The sequence below is a fragment of the Streptococcus sp. 9.1(2021) genome (assembly GCF_030466425.1).
Taxonomy (GTDB): Bacteria; Bacillota; Bacilli; order Lactobacillales; family Streptococcaceae; genus Streptococcus; species Streptococcus wuxiensis.
On sequence record NZ_JAGQFU010000001.1, the window covers coordinates 52809 to 71593 of the forward strand.

The following is an 18785-nucleotide window of genomic DNA, read 5'->3' on the forward strand; positions in this document are numbered from 1 at the left end:
GGAGAAAAGATGACAAAACTAATCTTTATGGGAACTCCCAATTTTTCAGCAACTGTTTTAAAGGGGCTTTTGTCAGATGACCGCTACGAGATTGTAGCGGTTGTGACTCAGCCAGACCGGGCTGTCGGCCGTAAAAAAGTTATTCAGGAAACCCCAGTTAAAGAAGCTGCCAAAGAGGCAGACCTACCTATCTACCAACCAGAAAAATTATCAGGTAGTCCAGAAATGGAAGCTATCATGAATTTGGGAGCTGACGGGATTGTGACTGCAGCTTTTGGACAGTTTCTCCCAAGTAAACTCCTTGATAGCATGGATTTTGCAGTCAACGTTCACGCCTCCCTCCTTCCCAAACACCGTGGTGGAGCTCCTATCCATTATGCCTTGATTCAAGGTGATGAAGAAGCAGGAGTAACCATTATGGAAATGGTCAAGGAAATGGATGCAGGAGACATGATTTCTCGTCGCAGTATTCCCATTACTGATGAGGACAATGTTGGAACTTTGTTTGAAAAATTGGCCATTGTTGGGCGTGATTTGCTTTTGGATACTCTACCTGCTTATATAGCTGGTGAAATTCAGCCTCAACCACAAGACCCAAGCCAAGTAACTTTCTCACCAAATATTAAACCAGAGGAGGAAAAACTGGACTGGAACAAGACCAACCGTCAACTTTTCAACCAAATCCGTGGGATGAATCCATGGCCAGTTGCTCATACCTTCCTCAAGGGAGAACGCTTCAAAATCTATGAGGCTTTGCCTGTAGAAGGTCAGGGGAATCCGGGTGAGATACTCTCCATCGGTAAGAAAGAATTGATTGTCGCAACAGCAGAAGGAGCTCTATCTCTCAAACAGGTTCAACCAGCAGGAAAACCTAAAATGGACATTGCTTCCTTCCTCAACGGTGTTGGACGAAGTTTGGCTGTAGGAGAACGATTTGGTGACTAAAGTAGAAACGGCTAGAAACTCAGCCTTAAAGGTGCTAGAGGATGTCTTTGTCAATCAAGCCTACTCCAATATCGCCTTAAATAAACACCTCAAGGGAAGTCAACTGTCAGCAACTGACAAAGGTTTGGTGACAGAGCTTGTTTATGGAACCGTAGCTCGTAAACTAACTTTGGAATGGTATTTGTCTCACTTTATTGAGGATAGAGACAAGCTAGACAGCTGGCTCTATGTTTTGCTTCTCATGAGCGTCTATCAACTCCAATACTTGGATAAGCTTCCTGATCATGCAGTGGTCAATGAAGCGGTAGAAATTGCAAAACTTCGTAAAAAAGGTAGCGAAAAACTAGTCAATGCTGTTTTGCGCCGTATCTTGCGAGAAGGTTTGCCAGATATTGCCGTTATCAAACGTAAGAACAAGCGTGATTCTATCGCCTACTCTTTGCCAGTTTGGTTGATTTCTAAGCTTAAGGAAGAGTATGGCGAAGAGCGAGCGCAAGCGATTTTTGAAAGTCTTTTACAACGTAACAAAGCTAGTATTCGAGTGACGGACTTGAGCCGAAAAGAGGAAATTAAAGCTTTGCTTGATGCAAGTGATTCTGCTTTATCAGCTTCTGGTCTGGTCAAGGAGCAGGGGCATTTTGCGGGTCATGACTTATTTTCGGAAGGACTTATTACTATCCAGGACGAGTCTAGTCAACTGGTTGCACCAACACTAGAGCTACAAGGAGAGGAGCAGGTTTTGGATGCCTGTGCAGCTCCAGGTGGGAAAACAGCCCATATGGCATCTTATCTCACGACAGGTCAGATAACAGCTCTGGATCTCTATGACCATAAACTCACGTTGATTCAAGAAAATGCCCAGCGTTTAGGCGTAGCAGACCGTGTTCAAACACAAAAATTGGATGCCCGAAAGGTTCATGAGTTTTTTGGTAAGGATCAATTTGATAAGATTCTTGTTGATGCTCCTTGCTCAGGGATTGGTCTATTGCGTCGGAAACCAGATATCAAATACAACAAAGACACTGCTGATTTCGCGTCATTACAGGAAATTCAGTTGGAAATATTAGGTAGTGTTTGTCAAACGCTACGTAAAGGTGGTATAATAACTTATAGTACCTGCACTATTGTCTCTGAGGAGAACTTTCAAGTGGTTCAAGCATTTTTAGAAAGTCATCCAGAGTTCGAGCAGGTTAAACTAGAACACGAATGCAAGGATATCCTAAAAGATGGCTGTATCCTCATTACTCCAGAATTGTACGGAAGTGATGGATTCTTTATTAGCCAATTTCGTAAGATATCCAATTAGGAAGGAACTGACACAATGGAGATTTCATTATTAACAGATGTGGGTCAGAAACGTACAAATAATCAAGACTATGTCAATCTTTTTGTCAACCGTGCCGGTCGTACGATGATTATCTTGGCTGACGGGATGGGAGGACACCGAGCAGGTAATATTGCCAGTGAGATGGCAGTTACGGACTTAGGTGTTGCCTGGGTAGATACTCAGATCGATACCGTTAATGAAGTTCGTGAATGGTTTGCAGAACACCTAGAAATTGAAAATCAAAAGATTTATCAATTGGGGCGTGATGAAGCATATAAAGGAATGGGTACAACTCTAGAAGCTCTTGCAATTATTGATAACCAAGCCATCTATGCTCATATTGGCGATTCTCGTATCGGATTAGTTCGTGGTGAAGAATACCATCAATTAACGAGTGACCATTCTTTGGTGAATGAATTGCTCAAGGCAGGTCAATTAACACCTGAAGAAGCTGAAGCGCATCCACAAAAAAATATCATCACCCAGTCTATTGGACAAAAAGATGAGATTCAACCTGATTTAGGGATTGTAAGCTTGGAACCTGGTGACTATATCGTTATGAACAGTGATGGTCTCACGAATATGATTTCAGGAAGTGAAATCTATGACATCGTGACAAGTGATATTTCACTTGAAGACAAGGCGGCAACCTTAGTACGTTTTGCAAACAATGCCGGAGGGCTTGATAACATTACTGTTGCCTTGATTGCGATTGAGGAGGAATCAAAATGATCCAGATCGGCAAGATATTTGCCGGACGATATCGGATTATCAAACAAATTGGCCGTGGTGGGATGGCAGATGTCTACCTGGCCAAAGATTTGATTCTGGATGGGGAAGAGGTAGCGGTGAAGGTCCTGAGGACCAACTACCAAACGGATCCAATCGCTGTTGCACGTTTTCAGCGTGAAGCACGTGCGATGGCGGACCTAGATCATCCTCATATCGTTCGAATTACGGATATCGGTGAAGAAGACGGTCAACAATATCTAGCTATGGAATATGTAGCTGGGCTTGACCTCAAACGTTATATTAAAGAACACCACCCTCTATCAAACGAGGAAGCTGTTCGTATCATGGGGCAAATTCTCTTGGCTATGCGTTTGGCGCATGCAAAGGGGATTATTCACCGTGATTTAAAACCTCAAAATATACTCTTGACTCCTGATGGAACTGCAAAAGTTACTGACTTTGGGATTGCAGTGGCCTTTGCAGAAACCAGTTTGACACAGACCAACTCCATGTTGGGTTCTGTTCACTATCTATCACCTGAGCAGGCGCGTGGTTCTAAGGCGACCATACAGAGTGATATTTATGCAATGGGAATTATCTTTTTCGAAATGTTGACAGGTCATATTCCATATGATGGAGATAGTGCTGTTACGATTGCACTTCAGCATTTCCAAAAACCACTTCCTTCGGTCATTGCAGAAAACCCATCAGTGCCACAATCCTTGGAAAACGTAGTTATAAAAGCGACAGCTAAAAAGTTGACAGACCGTTATCAAACTGTCTCAGAGATGTATGTTGACTTATTGAGCAGTCTTTCTTATAACCGTCGAAATGAACCAAAGCTGGTATTTGAAGATACAAGTAAAGTTGACACAAAAACCTTACCGAAAATTTCACAATCTACTTTAACAGCGATTCCTAAAGTGCAACCAAAGGAAGAAAGTCCTCAGAACCAAAAGCCGACTCAAAAGGCAACTAGTAAAGAAACTGTTGCAAAACCAGTCAAGAAACGTCGTTTTAAAGCGAGGTATTTGGTGCTTTTGGCTAGCTTTATACTTGTTTTGGCTTCTCTCTTTTGGATAGTATCCAAAACACCAGCAACTGTTGAAATTCCAAATGTTGCTGGACAAACTGTAGCAGAAGCTAAGGAAAAACTTAAAAAAGCTAATTTTGAAATTGGCGAGGAAAAGTCTGAAGCTAGTGATACGGTAGAAGAAGGCCGAGTGATTCGAACGGATCCAGATGCTGGTTCGTCTCGTAAAGAAGGTATTAAAGTCAATCTCATTATCTCTTCAGGTCAGCAATCATTTAAGATTGGAAATTATATTGGACGCAATTCTACAGACGTCATTGCAGAGTTGAAAGGGAAAAAAGTTCCTGAAAATCTCATCAAGGTTGTAGAAGAAGAATCAAGTGAAACAGAGGCAGGACTTGTTATGAGACAGAGTCTACCAGAAGGAACCACTTATGATCTTAGTAAGGCGACAGAGATTACCTTGACAGTAGCCAAGAAGGTAACTAGCGTTCCTATGCCAAGTTATATTGGATCAAGCCTTGAATTTACCAAGAACAACTTGATTCAGATAGTCGGTGTTAAAGAGGCGAATATTGAAGTGGTAGAGGTCTCTACAGCACCAGAAGGGACTATTGAGGATACTGTGGTTAGTCAGAGTCCAAAACCAGGTGAAGGTGTAGATTTGAATACAACTCGTATCAAAATTTCTATCTACAAACCGAAAACTACAACAACGACAACAAATCCTTCACAAGGAAATCCATATCGTGGAGAGACATCACCACAGATTAGAGAACCTCAAACTACGACAGCACCGTCATCTCCGTCATCGAATAATCAGTCGGAGAACCATAATGGTGATAACTAATCAATCTTTGTCACAGTTTTTGTGACAAAGTTTTTTTTCCTTAAAATTTATGATAAAATAAAAGGAGTTTAAAAAGGAGGGGAAGATGGACGAATCAAAAAAACTGAATGCAGTCATTGATGTCATTATGTTAGCAGGAACAATTCTGCTTCGAAATGGATCTGAAATCTATCGTGTCGAAGACACCATGATTCGAATTGCTCATTCACAAGGCATCATGGATTGTAATGTTTTGGCCATGCCTGCAGCTATTTTTTTCTCCATTGAAAATACAAATATCTCTCGAATGAAACGAGTAACCTCCTCTGCTTATAATATTGAGAAGGTGTGTGATGTCAACCAGATTTCACGGCAGCTTGTATCAGGGCAGCTTGATTTGGAGACAGCCTTTATTCAACTTAAGCAATTAAATGCTAAGCCCTCACCATATACCAATGTTCAGCTAACTGCTGCAGCGACCCTTAGTGCTCCCTTCTTCTCTATCATGTTCGGGGGGAATGTCTACGATGCCATTGGTGCAGGAGTGGCAACCATATTTGCTTTCACCTGTTCTCTTTACGTAGAAAAATTTATCCGTATTCCCTTTATGACAGCTTTTGCAGGTGCTCTTGTTTTTGGTTTGATTGCACAATTTTGGGCGCGCTATTCTGGCTTTCCTTCTACAGCTGATTTGGTCATTGCAGGTGCGGTCATGCCTTTTGTACCGGGAATTGCCCTGACCAATGCTGTTCGAGATATTATGACCAATCACATTAACTCTGGTATGAGCAAGATGTTTGAATCCTTGCTGGTTACCCTTGCCTTAGGGGCAGGCACCTCTGTCGCCCTCTTACTCATGAACTAATATGACTCTAACAACATTTTTATTGCAGGCTTTAGCTAGTCTGCTAGCTATTATCACTTTTTTAATCGTTTTAAACGTCCAACGTTCCATGCTCATTCCTGGTGGTGTTTTGGGAATGTCTATCTGGCTGCTCTATCTGCTACTCAAAGAACCAACCAATGTTATTTTGGCAACCTTTATTGCCGCGGTAATTGGTTCTTGTGTCAGCCAGATTATGAGTATCCTCTATAAGACACCAGCAGTTGTTTTTGCTCTGGCTATATTGGCACCACTAGTACCAGGTTATCTGTCCTATCGAACGACTTCATTTTTTGTGACAGGCGACTATAAAAACGCCATTGCCAGTGCCATGTTGGTCATGATGTTGGCTCTCGTTATCTCAATTGGAATGGCAAGTGGAACAGTTGTGTTGAAATTGTATTATTATCTCAAAAAGAATCGAGCTAGCTAAGTCTCGATTTTTTCGTGGGTAGAGTGGCTGAAAAAATAGGAGTACGACGATAGAAATGAACTTGATTTGGGGAATCAAGTCTTTTTTCGCTCATTTGACCTCAATTGTGATAAAATAGAGGTGAACGAATTTTTACAATGAATGATAAAAATAGAGGTAAATATGACAATCGGTATTGATAAGATTGGTTTTGCGACCAGTCAATACGTTTTGAAATTACAAGATTTAGCAGAAGCTCGAGGAACTGATCCTGAAAAATTGAGTAAAGGACTCCTTTTAAAAGAATTGAGTATTGCTCCTTTAACAGAGGATATTGTTACCTTGGCTGCCAGTGCAGGAAATTCTATCTTGACTGAAGAAGAGAAGCAAGAGATTGATATGGTTATCGTAGCGACAGAATCTGGAGTCGATCAAAGTAAGGCGGCTGCGGTTTTTGTACACGGTTTGCTTGGAATTCAATCTTTTGCTCGTAGTTTTGAAATCAAAGAAGCTTGCTATGGTGCGACTGCGGCCCTTCACTATGCTAAGTTACACGTAGAAAATTCTCCTAAATCAAAAGTCTTGGTACTAGCTAGTGATATTGCAAAATATGGTGTCGAAACTCCTGGGGAACCAACTCAAGGAGCAGGTTGTGTTGCCATGTTGATTAGTCAAAATCCACGTGTTATGGTCTTCAACAACGATAACGTTGCGCAGACTCGTGATATCATGGACTTTTGGCGTCCAAATTATTCAACGACACCATTTGTAAATGGAGTCTACTCAACACAGCAGTATTTGGATAGCTTAAAAACGACTTGGGAAGAGTACCAAAAGCGTTATGATTGCGACTTGAATGATTTTGAAGCTATTTGTTTCCATTTGCCTTATCCAAAGCTAGCTCTCAAGGGATTGAAAAAAATCCTTGATAAATCTCTACCTCAAGAGAAAAAAGATTTACTTCAAAAACACTTTGATGAGTCCATTATTTACAGCCAAAAGGTTGGGAATATCTATACGGGTTCACTCTTTTTAGGACTCTTGTCTCTTCTTGAAAATTCTGATAGTCTAAAAGCAGGGGACAAGCTTGCTCTCTATAGCTACGGAAGTGGTGCTGTATCTGAGTTCTTCAGTGTGGAATTGGTTGAAGGCTATGAACAGCAATTGCAGAAAAATCGCTTAGAATTGCTAGACCAGCGTCAAGCATTGAGCGTAGCTGATTATGAACGAATCTTCTTTGAGGAAGCAAACTTGGATGAGTCAGGTTCTGCAACCATGTCAGGATATGAGGGACAAGACTATGCTCTGGTTGAGATTGTAGAACACCAGCGTCGCTACAGCAAGGTTGAAAAATAATGAAAAAAAATTGGAATGGATTTGATAAAAAATCAATTCAAGAGCGCCTAGAGCTTGTTAAGTCTCAGGCGCTTACTTCTATGGAAGCCAAAGAAAGTCTTGAGCAAAATGAAAAGCTTAGTATAGCAGTTGCGGACCAACTGAGTGAAAATGTAGTGGGGACCTTCTCACTACCCTACTCAGTAGTTCCAGAAATGTTGGTAAATGGTCAAGAGTACACCGTTCCTTATGTAACAGAAGAACCATCTGTCGTTGCTGCGGCTAGTTTTGCTAGTAAGATTATCAAACGTGCGGGTGGCTTTACTGCTCAGGTTCATCAACGCCAAATGATTGGTCAAGTAGCTCTTTATCAGGTTCCAGATAGGGATAAAGCATGTCAGGTTATTTTGAGTCAGAAGGCAGAGCTACTCGAACAAGCAAACCAAGCCTATCCATCTATTGTCAAACGTGGTGGTGGAGCCAGAGAGCTAACAGTTGAGAAAATTTCTGGTGAGGCTGACTTTTTAGTGGTTTATCTCCATGTGGATACTCAGGAAGCCATGGGAGCTAATATGCTCAATACCATGCTTGAGGCTTTAAAACCTAGCTTAGAGGCTCTAAGTCAAGGGCAAAGTTTAATGGGAATTCTATCCAACTATGCAACAGATTCTCTAGTAACTGCAACTTGTCGGATTGCCTTTCGTTATTTGAGTCGCCAGAAGGATGAAGCGCGTGAACTAGCAGAAAAAATGGTTTTAGCCAGCCAGTTTGCTCAAGCAGATCCTTATCGAGCAGCTACTCACAACAAGGGAATCTTTAATGGAATCGATGCTCTCTTGATTGCTACTGGAAATGATTGGCGTGCCATCGAAGCGGGAGCGCATGCCTATGCCAGTCATGATGGTGCTTATCGAGGTCTCAGTCGTTGGACGATGGATTTGGCAACAGAAGAGCTAATAGGAGAGCTGACTATGCCGATGCCAGTTGCTACCAAGGGTGGATCAATTGGTCTTAATCCTCGTGTAGTTCTCAGCCGTGAGTTGCTAGGTCATCCATCAGCTAAGGATTTGGCTCAAATTATCGTGTCAATTGGTCTTGCACAAAACTTTGCAGCTCTTAAAGCTCTTGTCAGCACAGGAATTCAGCATGGACACATGAAACTTCAAGCGAAGTCACTAGCCCTCCTTGCAGGAGCCACAGAGGCTGAAGTGCCTAAGTTGGTAGAAAGCTTGATTGCTGAAAAAACTTTTAATTTAGAAAAAGCCCAAACACTCTTGAAAAAATTAAGATTATAAGAAAAACTCAGACTGATTCAGTCCGAGTTTTTTGTTTAAATACTTTTACCTGGTAAGAGACTAACTGGTAAGAAATAACCAGTCGTGGCAACTTCTTTTCCCTCGATTTTTTGAAGGAGTAAATCAACTGTCAGGCGAGCAATTTCTTCCAAGGGTTGTTTAATGGTAGTAAGGTGAGGATAAAAATTCTCGATAAAATAAGTTCCGTCGTAGCCAATAACCTTAAGTTGTTCTGGAACAGAAATACCAAGTTCCTGAGCGATCTTCATCACCAAGATGGCTGTCAAATCATCCGATGCGAAAATTGCATCTGGTTTTTGTTTGGTCAGGATATTTTTAATTTCCATTTCCTTACGAAGGGGAGAAAAGTCACTGGAAACATTGATAATAGGAGCCTTTGGTAAGATAGAAGCAAAACCAGCATGACGAAGTCCAGTTGGTGAATTGGAATTGTCATTTCCTGTAATCATGATAATAGATTTGGCTCCAGTTTTAGCCAAGGTCTGAGCGGCTAGGACACCACCAGCATAGTTGTCAGAAGAAACGACAGGTATGTCTGGTGATAGGTTACGGTCAAATGAAATGATCGGAGCGGTTACGCGATTGTAATCCTCAATCCCAAGGTTATGACTTCCAGAAATAATACCGTCCACTTGATTGGCTTCCAACATTTCGATGTATTCACGTTCTTTTTCCGAATCGTGTTCACTATTACAAATGATGGTCTTGTAACCTTTTTTGAAGAGTTCGTGTTCCAATTTGTCAATCAATTCAGCATAGAACACATGGCTGATTTTAGGGAAAATCAAACCGATTAACTTGGCTGATTTTCCTTGAAGACTTCGAGCTAAGTTATTGGGTTTATAGCCCAGCTCACGCATAGCATCATTAACCTTTTGAATGGTTTTTTCTGAAAGATACCCCTTTTTGTTGATGACACGTGAAACAGTAGTAGGGCTGACGCCAGCCAATTTTGCGACATCAGTTAGTTTTGCGACCATATTCTAATTTGTAGTAAGTTCCAGTTGGGTTTCCAGATTTAATCACGATTCCATTTTGGTTCTCATGTGGGAAGACACGACCAGAAAATACTTTTTCTCCTTTATTAATGAAAATTTCAAAGACTGAATTATCGATGAAGATATTTACAGTAGCGGCTTGGTTATCAATTGGACATGAGCGAGTAGTTCCAAATTCTTGAGCATATTGCTCACCTGCTTGACTGCGGTCAACGGTTACTTGGCCATTGACAAGATCGAAATTGATAGAGAGCCCCTTGCAGTCTTTATCAGCAAGAAGGATGATTTCACTTTGGCTATTAGCCTCTAAGTTTAGTTCAAGTTCGTAGGTGTTCTTAGTTTCAGAACGATTTGAAAATTCCTCTTTTGAAGCACGGAGGTCCTTGATGGCTGCTACAGGATACTGATAGAGTTTTCCATCTTTAATAGTTAATTCTTTGACCAATGAGAAAGTTCCTTGGTGATCAAAGCGATCAGATGGATAAGAAACATCTGGTAAACCAAGCCAACTTACTGCTAAGGCACGTCCATCAGGAGCGTTAAAGGCTTGAGTGGCATAGGCTTCGAAACCATAGTCTATATTGTGTAGTTCAGACACATCTACCAAACGAGCATTTTCAGGGTCGAAGGAAGCACCAATTTTATACATATTTGGATAGATATTGTCATAGTCAAGAACTTTTTTATCCAAACCTTGTGGACAGTAGAGAAGGACAGGTTGTTCTCCGACAAAGACAAGATTTGGGCACTCCATCATATAGGCAGTACGGTCATTGTTGAAGTCCAAATCACCAACTTCTTGCCAGTTTGTATAATCGTTATCGACTGCTTTGTAGAGACGGACAAATCCTTTTTTCTCCAAGTCCTGACCGCCGACGATAGCATAGTATTGTCCTTTAAAGTTAAAAATTTGTGGATCACGGAAGTGGTCAGTAGCATCAGCTGGTTGATCAATTAAGATTTTATCAATCTTTTCGATTTTTCCATCCTTATCCATTAAGGCACCGATTTGATAAGGGTGACGTACCCAGTTTTCGTCACGAACATTTCCTGTATAAAATAGGAACAAGTTATCGCCAAACTGCATAGCAGATCCAGAGTAAGCACCGTGGCTATCCAGAGGAGTATCAGGTAATATTTTTACACCTGTTTCAGTAAAGTGAACCAAGTCGTCGCTTTCAAGCTGAACCCAAGATTTCAAACCGTGAGCTGCACCAAAGGGGAAATTTTGGTAAAAAACAACCCATTTGCCATCAAAATAAGAAAAGCCATTTGGATCATTAAGGAGTCCTTCTTTTGGCTCAATGTGATAGCTGGCGTGCCATGGGGATTGTGCCATCTTTTCTTGGATTTCTTTTCTTTCTTCTTGTGTCCAATCTTCATAGCGTCTATAACGACGCTCGGTAGTCCATTCCATTTATATTCCCTCCATAAATTCTACTATCTTTATAGTAAACGTTTCCTTTTAAAAAAGCAAGTCTTTTATCATAAAATTAAGAAAAAAATGTCAAACGATTGATAGATAATTAGAAACCTGTTTTTATGAAAATCAATGAAAATATGAAAGTTTTTGAAAAGATACAAACAAAAACACATAATAATAAGCAATTTTAAGAGAAATTTATCAAGAAAGTAGCAAAAACTATCAAAAACTTTAGCAATCAAAAACTTTTTTCTGCAAAACGCTTGACATATTTTTGAAAGATGATAAAATAATAATCGTAGGGCGAATAAATCGCTTTCAAACAAGAACAAATTTTTTTTATAAGGAGATTTTTGCAAATGACGAATACAGAAATTGCAAAAAAAGTCATCGAAGCCTTAGGTGGACGTGAGAACGTTAATAGTGTAGCTCACTGTGCGACTCGTCTTCGCGTTATGGTTAAAGATGAAGCGAAAATTAACAAAGATGCTATCGAGAACTTGGAAAAAGTTCAAGGTGCTTTCTTTAACTCAGGTCAATACCAAATCATCTTTGGTACTGGTACAGTAAACAAGATGTACGATGAAGTCGTAGCTCTTGGTTTGCCAACTTCTTCTAAAGAAGATATGAAAGCAGAAGCTGCTAAACAAGGGAATTGGTTCCAACGTGCTATCCGTACTTTCGGTGACGTATTCGTACCAATCATTCCAGTTATCGTAGCAACTGGTCTCTTCATGGGTGTTCGTGGTCTCTTGACTGCTCTTGGGATGACACTTCCAGAAGATGTGACAACTTACACTCAAATCTTGACTGATACAGCCTTTATTATCTTGCCAGGATTGGTTGTTTGGTCAACATTCCGTGTATTCGGTGGTAATCCAGCCGTTGGTATCGTTCTTGGTATGATGCTCGTATCTGACTCACTTCCAAATGCCTGGGCTGTTGCTTCTGGTGGTGAAGTAACTGCAATGCAGTTCTTCGGATTTATTCCAGTTGTAGGTTTGCAAGGTTCTGTTCTTCCAGCCTTCATCATCGGGGTTGTCGGAGCTAAATTTGAAAAAGCTGTTCGTAAGGTTGTTCCAGATGTTCTTGACCTCTTGGTAACACCATTCGTAACACTTTTGGTCATGTCAATTCTTGGTTTGTTTATTATCGGACCAGTCTTCCACGTTGTTGAAAACTACATCCTTCTTGGAACAAAAGCACTCCTTAACTTGCCGTTCGGTCTTGGTGGTTTCTTAATCGGTGGAGTTCACCAATTGATCGTCGTATCAGGTGTTCACCACATCTTCAACTTGCTTGAAGTTCAATTGCTTGCTGCTGACCACGCTAACCCATTCAACGCTATCATTACTGCAGCTATGACTGCTCAAGGTGCTGCGACAGTAGCCGTTGGTGTGAAAACTAAAAATCCTAAACTTAAAACACTTGCTTTCCCAGCTGCTCTTTCTGCCTTCCTAGGTATTACTGAGCCTGCTATCTTCGGGGTTAACTTGCGTTTCCGTAAGCCTTTCTTCCTTTCATTGATTGCTGGTGCAGTCGGTGGTGGACTTGCTTCAATCCTTGGACTTGCTGGTACTGGTAATGGTATCACAGTCATCCCTGGTACAATGCTTTACATTGGGAATGGACAACTTCTACAATACCTTCTTATGGTAGCTGTATCCTTTGCACTTGGTTTTGCTCTTACTTACATGTTTGGTTACGAAGATGAAGTAGAAGAGGTTGCAGGAGCAATTTCTGAAGCTGAAACTGACCGTTTAACAGAAGAAGCAGTAACTGGTAATCTTGTTTCACTTAGCGAAGGTGTCATCCAAACACCAATCGTTGGTGACGTTGTTGCTCTTTCAAATGTGAATGACCCAGTATTCTCAAGCGGAGCTATGGGACAAGGAATCGCCGTGAAACCTAGTCAAGATGTTGTCTATGCACCAGCTGATGCTGAAGTGACAATCGTCTTCCCAACTGGCCATGCTTATGGATTGAGAACAGCTAACGGTGCTGAAATCTTAATTCACGTTGGTATCGATACTGTTTCAATGAACGGTGAAGGCTTCAACCATAAAGTTGCTCAAGGTGACAAGGTTAAAGCTGGAGATGTTCTTGGAACATTTGACTCAGCTAAGATTGCTGCTGCAGGACTTGATAACACTACTATGGTTATCGTAACAAACACTGCAGACTTTGCTTCAGTAAATCCAGTTGCTTCTGGATCAGTTGCTAAGGGTGACGCAATCATCGAAGTTAAAGCTTAATAAATCAAAAAAACGAACAAATGTCATGTTTGTTCGTTTTTGCTTGAATGGTAAAATTTACAGAGAAAAAACTAAAATATAGAGTAATTTTCCTTATGGGAATATGCTATAATAGAGAAAATAAATACAAGAGGTTTATCATGACAAAACTATACGGAAGTTTGGAAGCAGGCGGTACAAAATTTGTCTGTGCTGTCGGAGATGAAAACTATAATGTTGTAGAAAAGGTACAATTTCCTACAACAACACCTATTGAAACAATCGATAAAACCATCGAGTTCTTCTCAAAATTCGACAATCTTGCAGGACTTGCCATTGGTTCATTTGGTCCAATCGATATCGATAAAAACTCAAAAACTTACGGATTTATCACAACAACTCCAAAACCTAACTGGGCAAATGTAGACTTGCTTGGTGCTCTTCGTCGCGCTCTAAACGTGCCTATGTATTTTACGACAGACGTAAACAGTTCTGCCTACGGTGAGGTGGTTGCTCGTAATAATGCCGGCGGTCGTATCGAAAACTTAGTTTATTACACTATCGGTACAGGTATCGGTGCAGGTGTTATCCAACGTGGCGAGTTTATTGGCGGTGTTGGTCACCCTGAGATGGGTCATTATTATGTGGCTAGACACCCAATGGATATTGAAAAAGAATTTAAAGGTGTTTGTCCTTTCCATAATGGATGTTTGGAAGGTTATGCAGCTGGTCCAAGTTTGGAAGCTCGTACAGGTGTTCGTGGGGAAAACATTGAACTCAACAACTCTGTCTGGGATGTTCAAGCCTACTATATTGCTCAAGCTGCAGTGAATGCGACTGTAACTTTCCGTCCAGATGTTATCGTCTTTGGTGGTGGGGTTATGGCTCAACAACATATGCTTGACCGTGTACGTGAGAAATTCACAGCCCTACTCAATGGCTACCTACCAGTTCCAGATGTACGTGACTATATCGTGACTCCAGCTGTTGCTGGCAATGGTTCAGCTACACTAGGAAACTTCGTTCTTGCTAAGAGCGTTGCAAAATAAGAATATAGAAAAACTCCCAACTGAGAAAGTTGGGAGTTTTGCTTTAGTCTTTTTCTATTTTTGTTTCCTGATGGAAAATATTTTGCCAAGTTTCGTGGCGGCGCCAGATGCTGGTATGAATGGTATCACCGACTTGGTAGCGGATGAGTTTAGTCTTTTGACTGATAGAAGTCAAATGAAGCTCTTTAATGGCAGAGGTCAATTCTTTTTCAGCCGTATAGGCTCCCTTATCCAGTTCTTGTCCGTCCTGGCGAATATAAATGAAGTCTTCTGCAAGTAATTCCTCCAGTTGATTTCCTTGGTCAATCAGTTGCTCTCTCATGAGCAATTTTTTATAGACATTATCTAGAATTTCATCCTCAGGGATTGGTGCTGGTTCAATATGAATGTCTGTATCAAAGACACCAAAGCGTTCTGATAACATGGATTCGACCTGATCCGCAATTTCGTGACTTTCAAAAACAGAGAGATCTGGGTTCATTTCCAGAGTAATGTCCAGATAAATGTTGCTTCCGTAAGTACGACCTCGTTGTGATTTGACCTTGCTAATCTTAGGAATTTCCATGATAGCCTTTTGGTAATCTTCTAGCAAGTGTTCATCAAAACCATCAGAAAGGCTGAAGGATGACTCGATAAAGATATCATAAGCAGTTTTAAGAATAAAGAAGGTAATGATAATCGCAACCAACTTATCCACTATTGGATAGTTGAAGCTACTAGCCAGGATAGCAATAGAAGTTCCAAGAGATGTCACGGCATCTGACAGATTGTCCTTAGCTGCAGCCTTGAGGGCCTTGGACTTAGACTGCTTACTCAGATGGGTATTGTAGAGATAAACGGCAAACATGATGATAGCAGAGATGACTCCTAGAGTCGCCCCAAGTGGGTCAATGACCGTTTGCTCTCGGCTGAGTATCTTTTGAATGGTGTCACGTAGAACATCAAAGCCAACGTAAAACATGATGATGGAAGTGATGAGACTTGCCAAATCCTCTATTTTCCAGTGACCGAAGCGATGATCTCTATCTGCCGGTTGGCGAGCCAAACGAATCCCGATGAGGAGGGCCACGTTTCCAACGATATCTGAAACGTTGTTAAAACCATCGGCTACCAAGCTGGATGAATGGAGGAGGTGTCCGGTCGCTAGCTTAGCTGCAGACAAGAATAGATAGGTCAAGATGCTGATAATGGCACCGCGCTCAGCCAATTTTAAGTTTGAAACCGATTGATTCATCTAACTCCCCTTCTAGCATTTTAGTATTCTTTCATTATACTGGTTTTCCAAGGAAAATTCAAATGTGGGAAGTAAGTTAAATACACTTCAAAACTTGAAAACTTTTGAAATTCTGATATAATAGAACTACTCAAGGGAGTAGCTGGCGGGAAACCGCGATAGTGTCGTCATTACGAATTATTTCCGGCACTATATTAAACAGCGAGACTTGTTTTTTTAAAAACAGGTCTCTTTTTTTGTAAAAAGAGGCCAAAAAGGAGGAGACTGTTTTGTCAAAAGAACAAAATAAAGACTTGTTTTACACACAGACCTCAGAAGAAGTCCTAAAGAACTTGGACTCATCTATCGAAGGTTTGTCAACTGCTCAAGCTCAAGAACGACTAGCGACTTATGGTCGTAATGAGTTGGAAGAGGGAGAGAAACGTAGCCTACTAGCTAAATTCCTTGATCAATTTAAGGATTTGATGATTATCATCTTGCTTGCGGCAGCGGCACTTTCTGTGATTACAGAAGGAATGGACGGTCTAACGGATGCCATTATCATCTTGGCCGTTGTTGTCTTGAATGCTGCCTTTGGGGTTTACCAAGAAGGGCAAGCAGAAGCAGCCATTGAAGCTCTGAAAAATATGTCTAGCCCGATGGCACGTGTTCGTCGTGATGGTCATGTTATTGAGATTGACTCAAAAGAATTGGTACCCGGAGATATCGTCTTGCTTGAAGCGGGAGATGTAGTGCCTGCCGACATGCGTTTGCTTGAAGCGGCGTCTCTTAAAATCGAAGAAGCAGCTCTTACAGGGGAGTCTGTCCCAGTTGAAAAAGATGTGACAGGACTTGTTGAAGCAGATGCTGGTATCGGGGATCGTGTTAACATGGGTTACCAAAACTCAAATGTAACTTACGGTCGTGGTATCGGTGTCGTAACCAATACTGGTATGTATACTGAAGTTGGTAAGATTGCGGATATGTTAGCCAACGCAGACGAAACTGAAACACCATTGAAGCAAAGCTTGGAACAATTATCTAAGGTCTTGACTTACTTGATTATTGTGATTGCAGTGATTACCTTCTTGGTTGGTGTATTCGTTCGTGGTGAACATCCATTAGAAGGCTTGATGGTGGCGGTTGCTCTTGCGGTTGCGGCTATTCCAGAAGGACTTCCTGCCATTGTAACCATCGTTCTATCATTGGGAACTACAACCCTTGCCAAACGGAATTCAATCGTCCGTAAATTGCCAGCGGTTGAGACTCTCGGTTCAACAGAAATCATTGCATCTGATAAAACAGGTACTTTGACCATGAACCAAATGACGGTTGAAAAAGTTTATACCAACGGTCAATTGCAAAGTGCTGCAACTGAGATTGCTGCTGACAACAATACCCTACGTATCATGAACTTTGCCAATGACACCAAGGTGGACCCATCTGGCAAGCTGATCGGGGATCCAACGGAGACAGCTCTTGTACAGTTTGGTTTGGACCACAACTTTGATGTTCGTGAAGTCTTGAAGGATGAGCCACGTGTAGCTGAATTGCCATTTGACTCAGACCGTAAACTCATGTCTACCATTCATAAGGAAGCAGACGGTTCTTACTTTATCGCTGTCAAGGGTGCGCCTGACCAACTGCTCAAGCGCGTGACTCGTATTGAAGTCAATGGGGAAGTTCGCCCAATCACAGAAGAAGATAAACAAGCTATCCTTGCTACCAACAAAGACTTGGCTAAACAAGCCCTTCGTGTCTTGATGATGGCTTATAAGACAAGCAACGAAATCCCAACCTTGGAATCTGAAATTGTTGAGTCTGACCTCATCTTCTCTGGTTTGATCGGAATGATTGACCCTGAGCGCCCAGAAGCTGCAGAAGCTGTTCGTGTCGCTAAAGAAGCAGGTATCCGTCCAATCATGATCACAGGTGACCACCAAGATACGGCTGAAGCTATTGCTAAACGTCTCGGTATCATCGATCCAAATGATACAGAAGACCATGTCTTCACTGGTGCTGAATTGAATGAACTCACTGATGAAGAATTCCAAAAAGTCTTCAAGCAATACTCTGTCTACGCGCGTGTATCTCCTGAGCACAAGGTTCGTATCGTGAAAGCATGGCAAAATGAAGGTAAAGTTGTTGCCATGACAGGTGATGGAGTTAACGATGCGCCTTCACTTAAGACAGCTGACATCGGTATCGGTATGGGGATTACTGGTACAGAAGTCTCTAAAGGAGCTTCTGATATGGTCCTTGCTGATGATAACTTTGCAACCATTATCGTAGCGGTAGAAGAAGGACGTAAGGTCTTCTCAAATATCCAAAAATCCATCCAATACCTCTTGTCTGCTAATATGGCTGAAGTTTTCACCATCTTCTTTGCAACATTGTTAGGTTGGGATGTGCTTCAACCAGTGCATCTTCTCTGGATTAACCTGGTAACAGATACGCTACCAGCCATCGCCCTTGGTGTGGAACCAGCTGAGCCAGGCGTTATGACCCACAAACCTCGTGGGCGTAAGTCTAACTTCTTTGATGGTGGTGTCTTCGGAGCAATCATTTATCAAGGGATCTTCCAAACGATGCTAGTTTTGGGTGTTTATGGTTGGGCTCTTCTCTTCCCAGAGCACCAAGGTCATACTGAAATCCATGCGGATGCCCTTACCATGGCTTTTGCAACTCTCGGTTTGATCCAATTGCTCCATGCCTTTAACGTTAAGTCAGTTTACCAATCAATCTTTAAAGTGGGACTCTTTACCAACAAGACCTTTAACTGGTCTATCCCAGTTGCCTTCGTCCTCTTTGTGGTGACAATTTTGGTTCCTGGATTTAATAATCTCTTCCACGTTTCAAACTTGAGCTTGACTCAATGGATGGTGGTCGCTGTAGGAGCACTTATGATTGTAGTCCTTGTTGAAATTGTCAAAGCAGTTCAACGAGCACTTGGAAAAGATAAAAACGCTATTTAAACATTGAAAAGTCATCTTTGGATGGCTTTTTTGCTTTTATATATGGTAAACAGAGATAGATTTTATGCTATAATCAAGTTG

The 18785-nt window shown here is 41.5% G+C and carries 14 protein-coding genes; 11 read left to right on the plus strand and 3 right to left on the minus strand.

Features of this window, described 5'->3' with window-relative positions:
- Positions 1-9 precede the first annotated feature (9 nt).
- The 8 genes from fmt (at position 10) to KBU52_RS00365 (ending at position 8791) form a co-directional block, all read left to right on the plus strand.
- Positions 10-945: a methionyl-tRNA formyltransferase gene (gene fmt / locus KBU52_RS00330; protein WP_254723943.1), complete on the plus strand. Its 936-nt coding sequence runs from the start codon at positions 10-12 to the stop codon at positions 943-945.
- On the plus strand, positions 938-2251 hold the full coding sequence (gene rsmB / locus KBU52_RS00335; RefSeq protein ID WP_036759345.1) for a 16S rRNA (cytosine(967)-C(5))-methyltransferase RsmB: 1314 nt from the start codon (positions 938-940) through the stop codon (positions 2249-2251). Before fmt ends, rsmB begins: the two co-directional genes overlap by 8 nt.
- Before the next feature lie 15 nt (positions 2252-2266).
- A complete protein-coding gene (locus KBU52_RS00340; RefSeq protein ID WP_036759242.1) occupies positions 2267-3004 on the plus strand; it encodes a Stp1/IreP family PP2C-type Ser/Thr phosphatase in 738 nt (245 codons plus the stop codon).
- Positions 3001-4887: a Stk1 family PASTA domain-containing Ser/Thr kinase gene (gene pknB, locus KBU52_RS00345; RefSeq protein ID WP_036759240.1), complete on the plus strand. Its 1887-nt coding sequence runs from the start codon at positions 3001-3003 to the stop codon at positions 4885-4887. Before KBU52_RS00340 ends, pknB begins: the two co-directional genes overlap by 4 nt.
- A gap of 85 nt (positions 4888-4972) precedes the next feature.
- Complete coding sequence (locus KBU52_RS00350; protein WP_036759238.1) at positions 4973-5731, plus strand: threonine/serine exporter family protein; 759 nt, start codon at positions 4973-4975, stop codon at positions 5729-5731.
- A 1-nt stretch (position 5732) separates the two neighbouring features.
- On the plus strand, positions 5733-6182 hold the full coding sequence (locus tag KBU52_RS00355; RefSeq protein ID WP_254723944.1) for a threonine/serine exporter family protein: 450 nt from the start codon (positions 5733-5735) through the stop codon (positions 6180-6182).
- Positions 6183-6344: 162 nt separating this feature from the next.
- On the plus strand, positions 6345-7517 hold the full coding sequence (locus KBU52_RS00360; protein WP_254723945.1) for a hydroxymethylglutaryl-CoA synthase: 1173 nt from the start codon (positions 6345-6347) through the stop codon (positions 7515-7517).
- Positions 7517-8791 carry a hydroxymethylglutaryl-CoA reductase, degradative gene (locus KBU52_RS00365; protein ID WP_254723946.1) on the plus strand — a complete coding sequence of 425 codons (1275 nt, stop codon included), beginning with the start codon at positions 7517-7519 and terminating at the stop codon, positions 8789-8791. The genes KBU52_RS00360 and KBU52_RS00365 overlap by 1 nt, the downstream gene beginning before the upstream one ends.
- Positions 8792-8826: 35 nt before the next feature.
- On the opposite strand, the gene KBU52_RS00370 is transcribed toward KBU52_RS00365, so the two are convergent.
- Both KBU52_RS00370 and KBU52_RS00375 read right to left on the minus strand, forming a co-directional pair.
- Positions 8827-9792, minus strand: a complete 966-nt coding sequence (locus KBU52_RS00370) for a LacI family DNA-binding transcriptional regulator (RefSeq protein ID WP_006153865.1) — start codon at positions 9790-9792, stop codon at positions 8827-8829.
- Positions 9773-11227, minus strand: coding sequence for a sucrose-6-phosphate hydrolase (locus tag KBU52_RS00375; RefSeq protein WP_254723947.1), 1455 nt, complete (start codon positions 11225-11227; stop codon positions 9773-9775). The genes KBU52_RS00370 and KBU52_RS00375 overlap by 20 nt, the downstream gene beginning before the upstream one ends.
- A 365-nt stretch (positions 11228-11592) precedes the next feature.
- Here KBU52_RS00375 and KBU52_RS00380 point away from each other — a divergent pair, with 365 nt between their 5' ends.
- Both KBU52_RS00380 and scrK read left to right on the plus strand, forming a co-directional pair.
- Positions 11593-13488, plus strand: a complete 1896-nt coding sequence (locus KBU52_RS00380; protein WP_254723948.1) for a sucrose-specific PTS transporter subunit IIBC — start codon at positions 11593-11595, stop codon at positions 13486-13488.
- Positions 13489-13628: 140 nt separating this feature from the next.
- Positions 13629-14516 (plus strand): fructokinase ScrK, encoded by an 888-nt coding sequence (gene scrK, locus KBU52_RS00385; protein WP_006148929.1) that lies wholly within the window; start codon positions 13629-13631, stop codon positions 14514-14516.
- 43 nt (positions 14517-14559) lie between these two features.
- Here the strand turns inward: scrK and KBU52_RS00390 are convergent, their stop codons facing one another.
- Positions 14560-15750 (minus strand): cation diffusion facilitator family transporter, encoded by a 1191-nt coding sequence (locus tag KBU52_RS00390; protein ID WP_045615335.1) that lies wholly within the window; start codon positions 15748-15750, stop codon positions 14560-14562.
- A gap of 269 nt (positions 15751-16019) precedes the next feature.
- Between KBU52_RS00390 and KBU52_RS00395 the strand changes: the two genes are divergently transcribed.
- The gene (locus tag KBU52_RS00395; RefSeq protein ID WP_254723949.1) at positions 16020-18704 is read left to right on the plus strand and encodes a cation-translocating P-type ATPase; all 2685 of its coding nucleotides are present in this window, start codon (positions 16020-16022) and stop codon (positions 18702-18704) included.
- The last annotated feature ends 81 nt before the right edge of the window (positions 18705-18785 follow it).

What these genes read in the sequence shown, in the direction of transcription:
- KBU52_RS00380 (WP_254723948.1), top strand. Translation starts at nt 11,593, where the DNA reads ATGACGAATACAGAAATTGCAAAAAAAGTCATCGAAGCCTTAGGTGGA.
- KBU52_RS00375 (WP_254723947.1), bottom strand. Translation starts at nt 11,227, where the DNA reads ATGGAATGGACTACCGAGCGTCGTTATAGACGCTATGAAGATTGGACA.
- scrK (WP_006148929.1), top strand. Translation starts at nt 13,629, where the DNA reads ATGACAAAACTATACGGAAGTTTGGAAGCAGGCGGTACAAAATTTGTC.
- KBU52_RS00370 (WP_006153865.1), bottom strand. Translation starts at nt 9,792, where the DNA reads ATGGTCGCAAAACTAACTGATGTCGCAAAATTGGCTGGCGTCAGCCCT.
- pknB (WP_036759240.1), top strand. Translation starts at nt 3,001, where the DNA reads ATGATCCAGATCGGCAAGATATTTGCCGGACGATATCGGATTATCAAA.
- fmt (WP_254723943.1), top strand. Translation starts at nt 10, where the DNA reads ATGACAAAACTAATCTTTATGGGAACTCCCAATTTTTCAGCAACTGTT.
- KBU52_RS00340 (WP_036759242.1), top strand. Translation starts at nt 2,267, where the DNA reads ATGGAGATTTCATTATTAACAGATGTGGGTCAGAAACGTACAAATAAT.
- KBU52_RS00360 (WP_254723945.1), top strand. Translation starts at nt 6,345, where the DNA reads ATGACAATCGGTATTGATAAGATTGGTTTTGCGACCAGTCAATACGTT.
- KBU52_RS00365 (WP_254723946.1), top strand. Translation starts at nt 7,517, where the DNA reads ATGAAAAAAAATTGGAATGGATTTGATAAAAAATCAATTCAAGAGCGC.
- KBU52_RS00355 (WP_254723944.1), top strand. Translation starts at nt 5,733, where the DNA reads ATGACTCTAACAACATTTTTATTGCAGGCTTTAGCTAGTCTGCTAGCT.
- KBU52_RS00390 (WP_045615335.1), bottom strand. Translation starts at nt 15,750, where the DNA reads ATGAATCAATCGGTTTCAAACTTAAAATTGGCTGAGCGCGGTGCCATT.
- KBU52_RS00350 (WP_036759238.1), top strand. Translation starts at nt 4,973, where the DNA reads ATGGACGAATCAAAAAAACTGAATGCAGTCATTGATGTCATTATGTTA.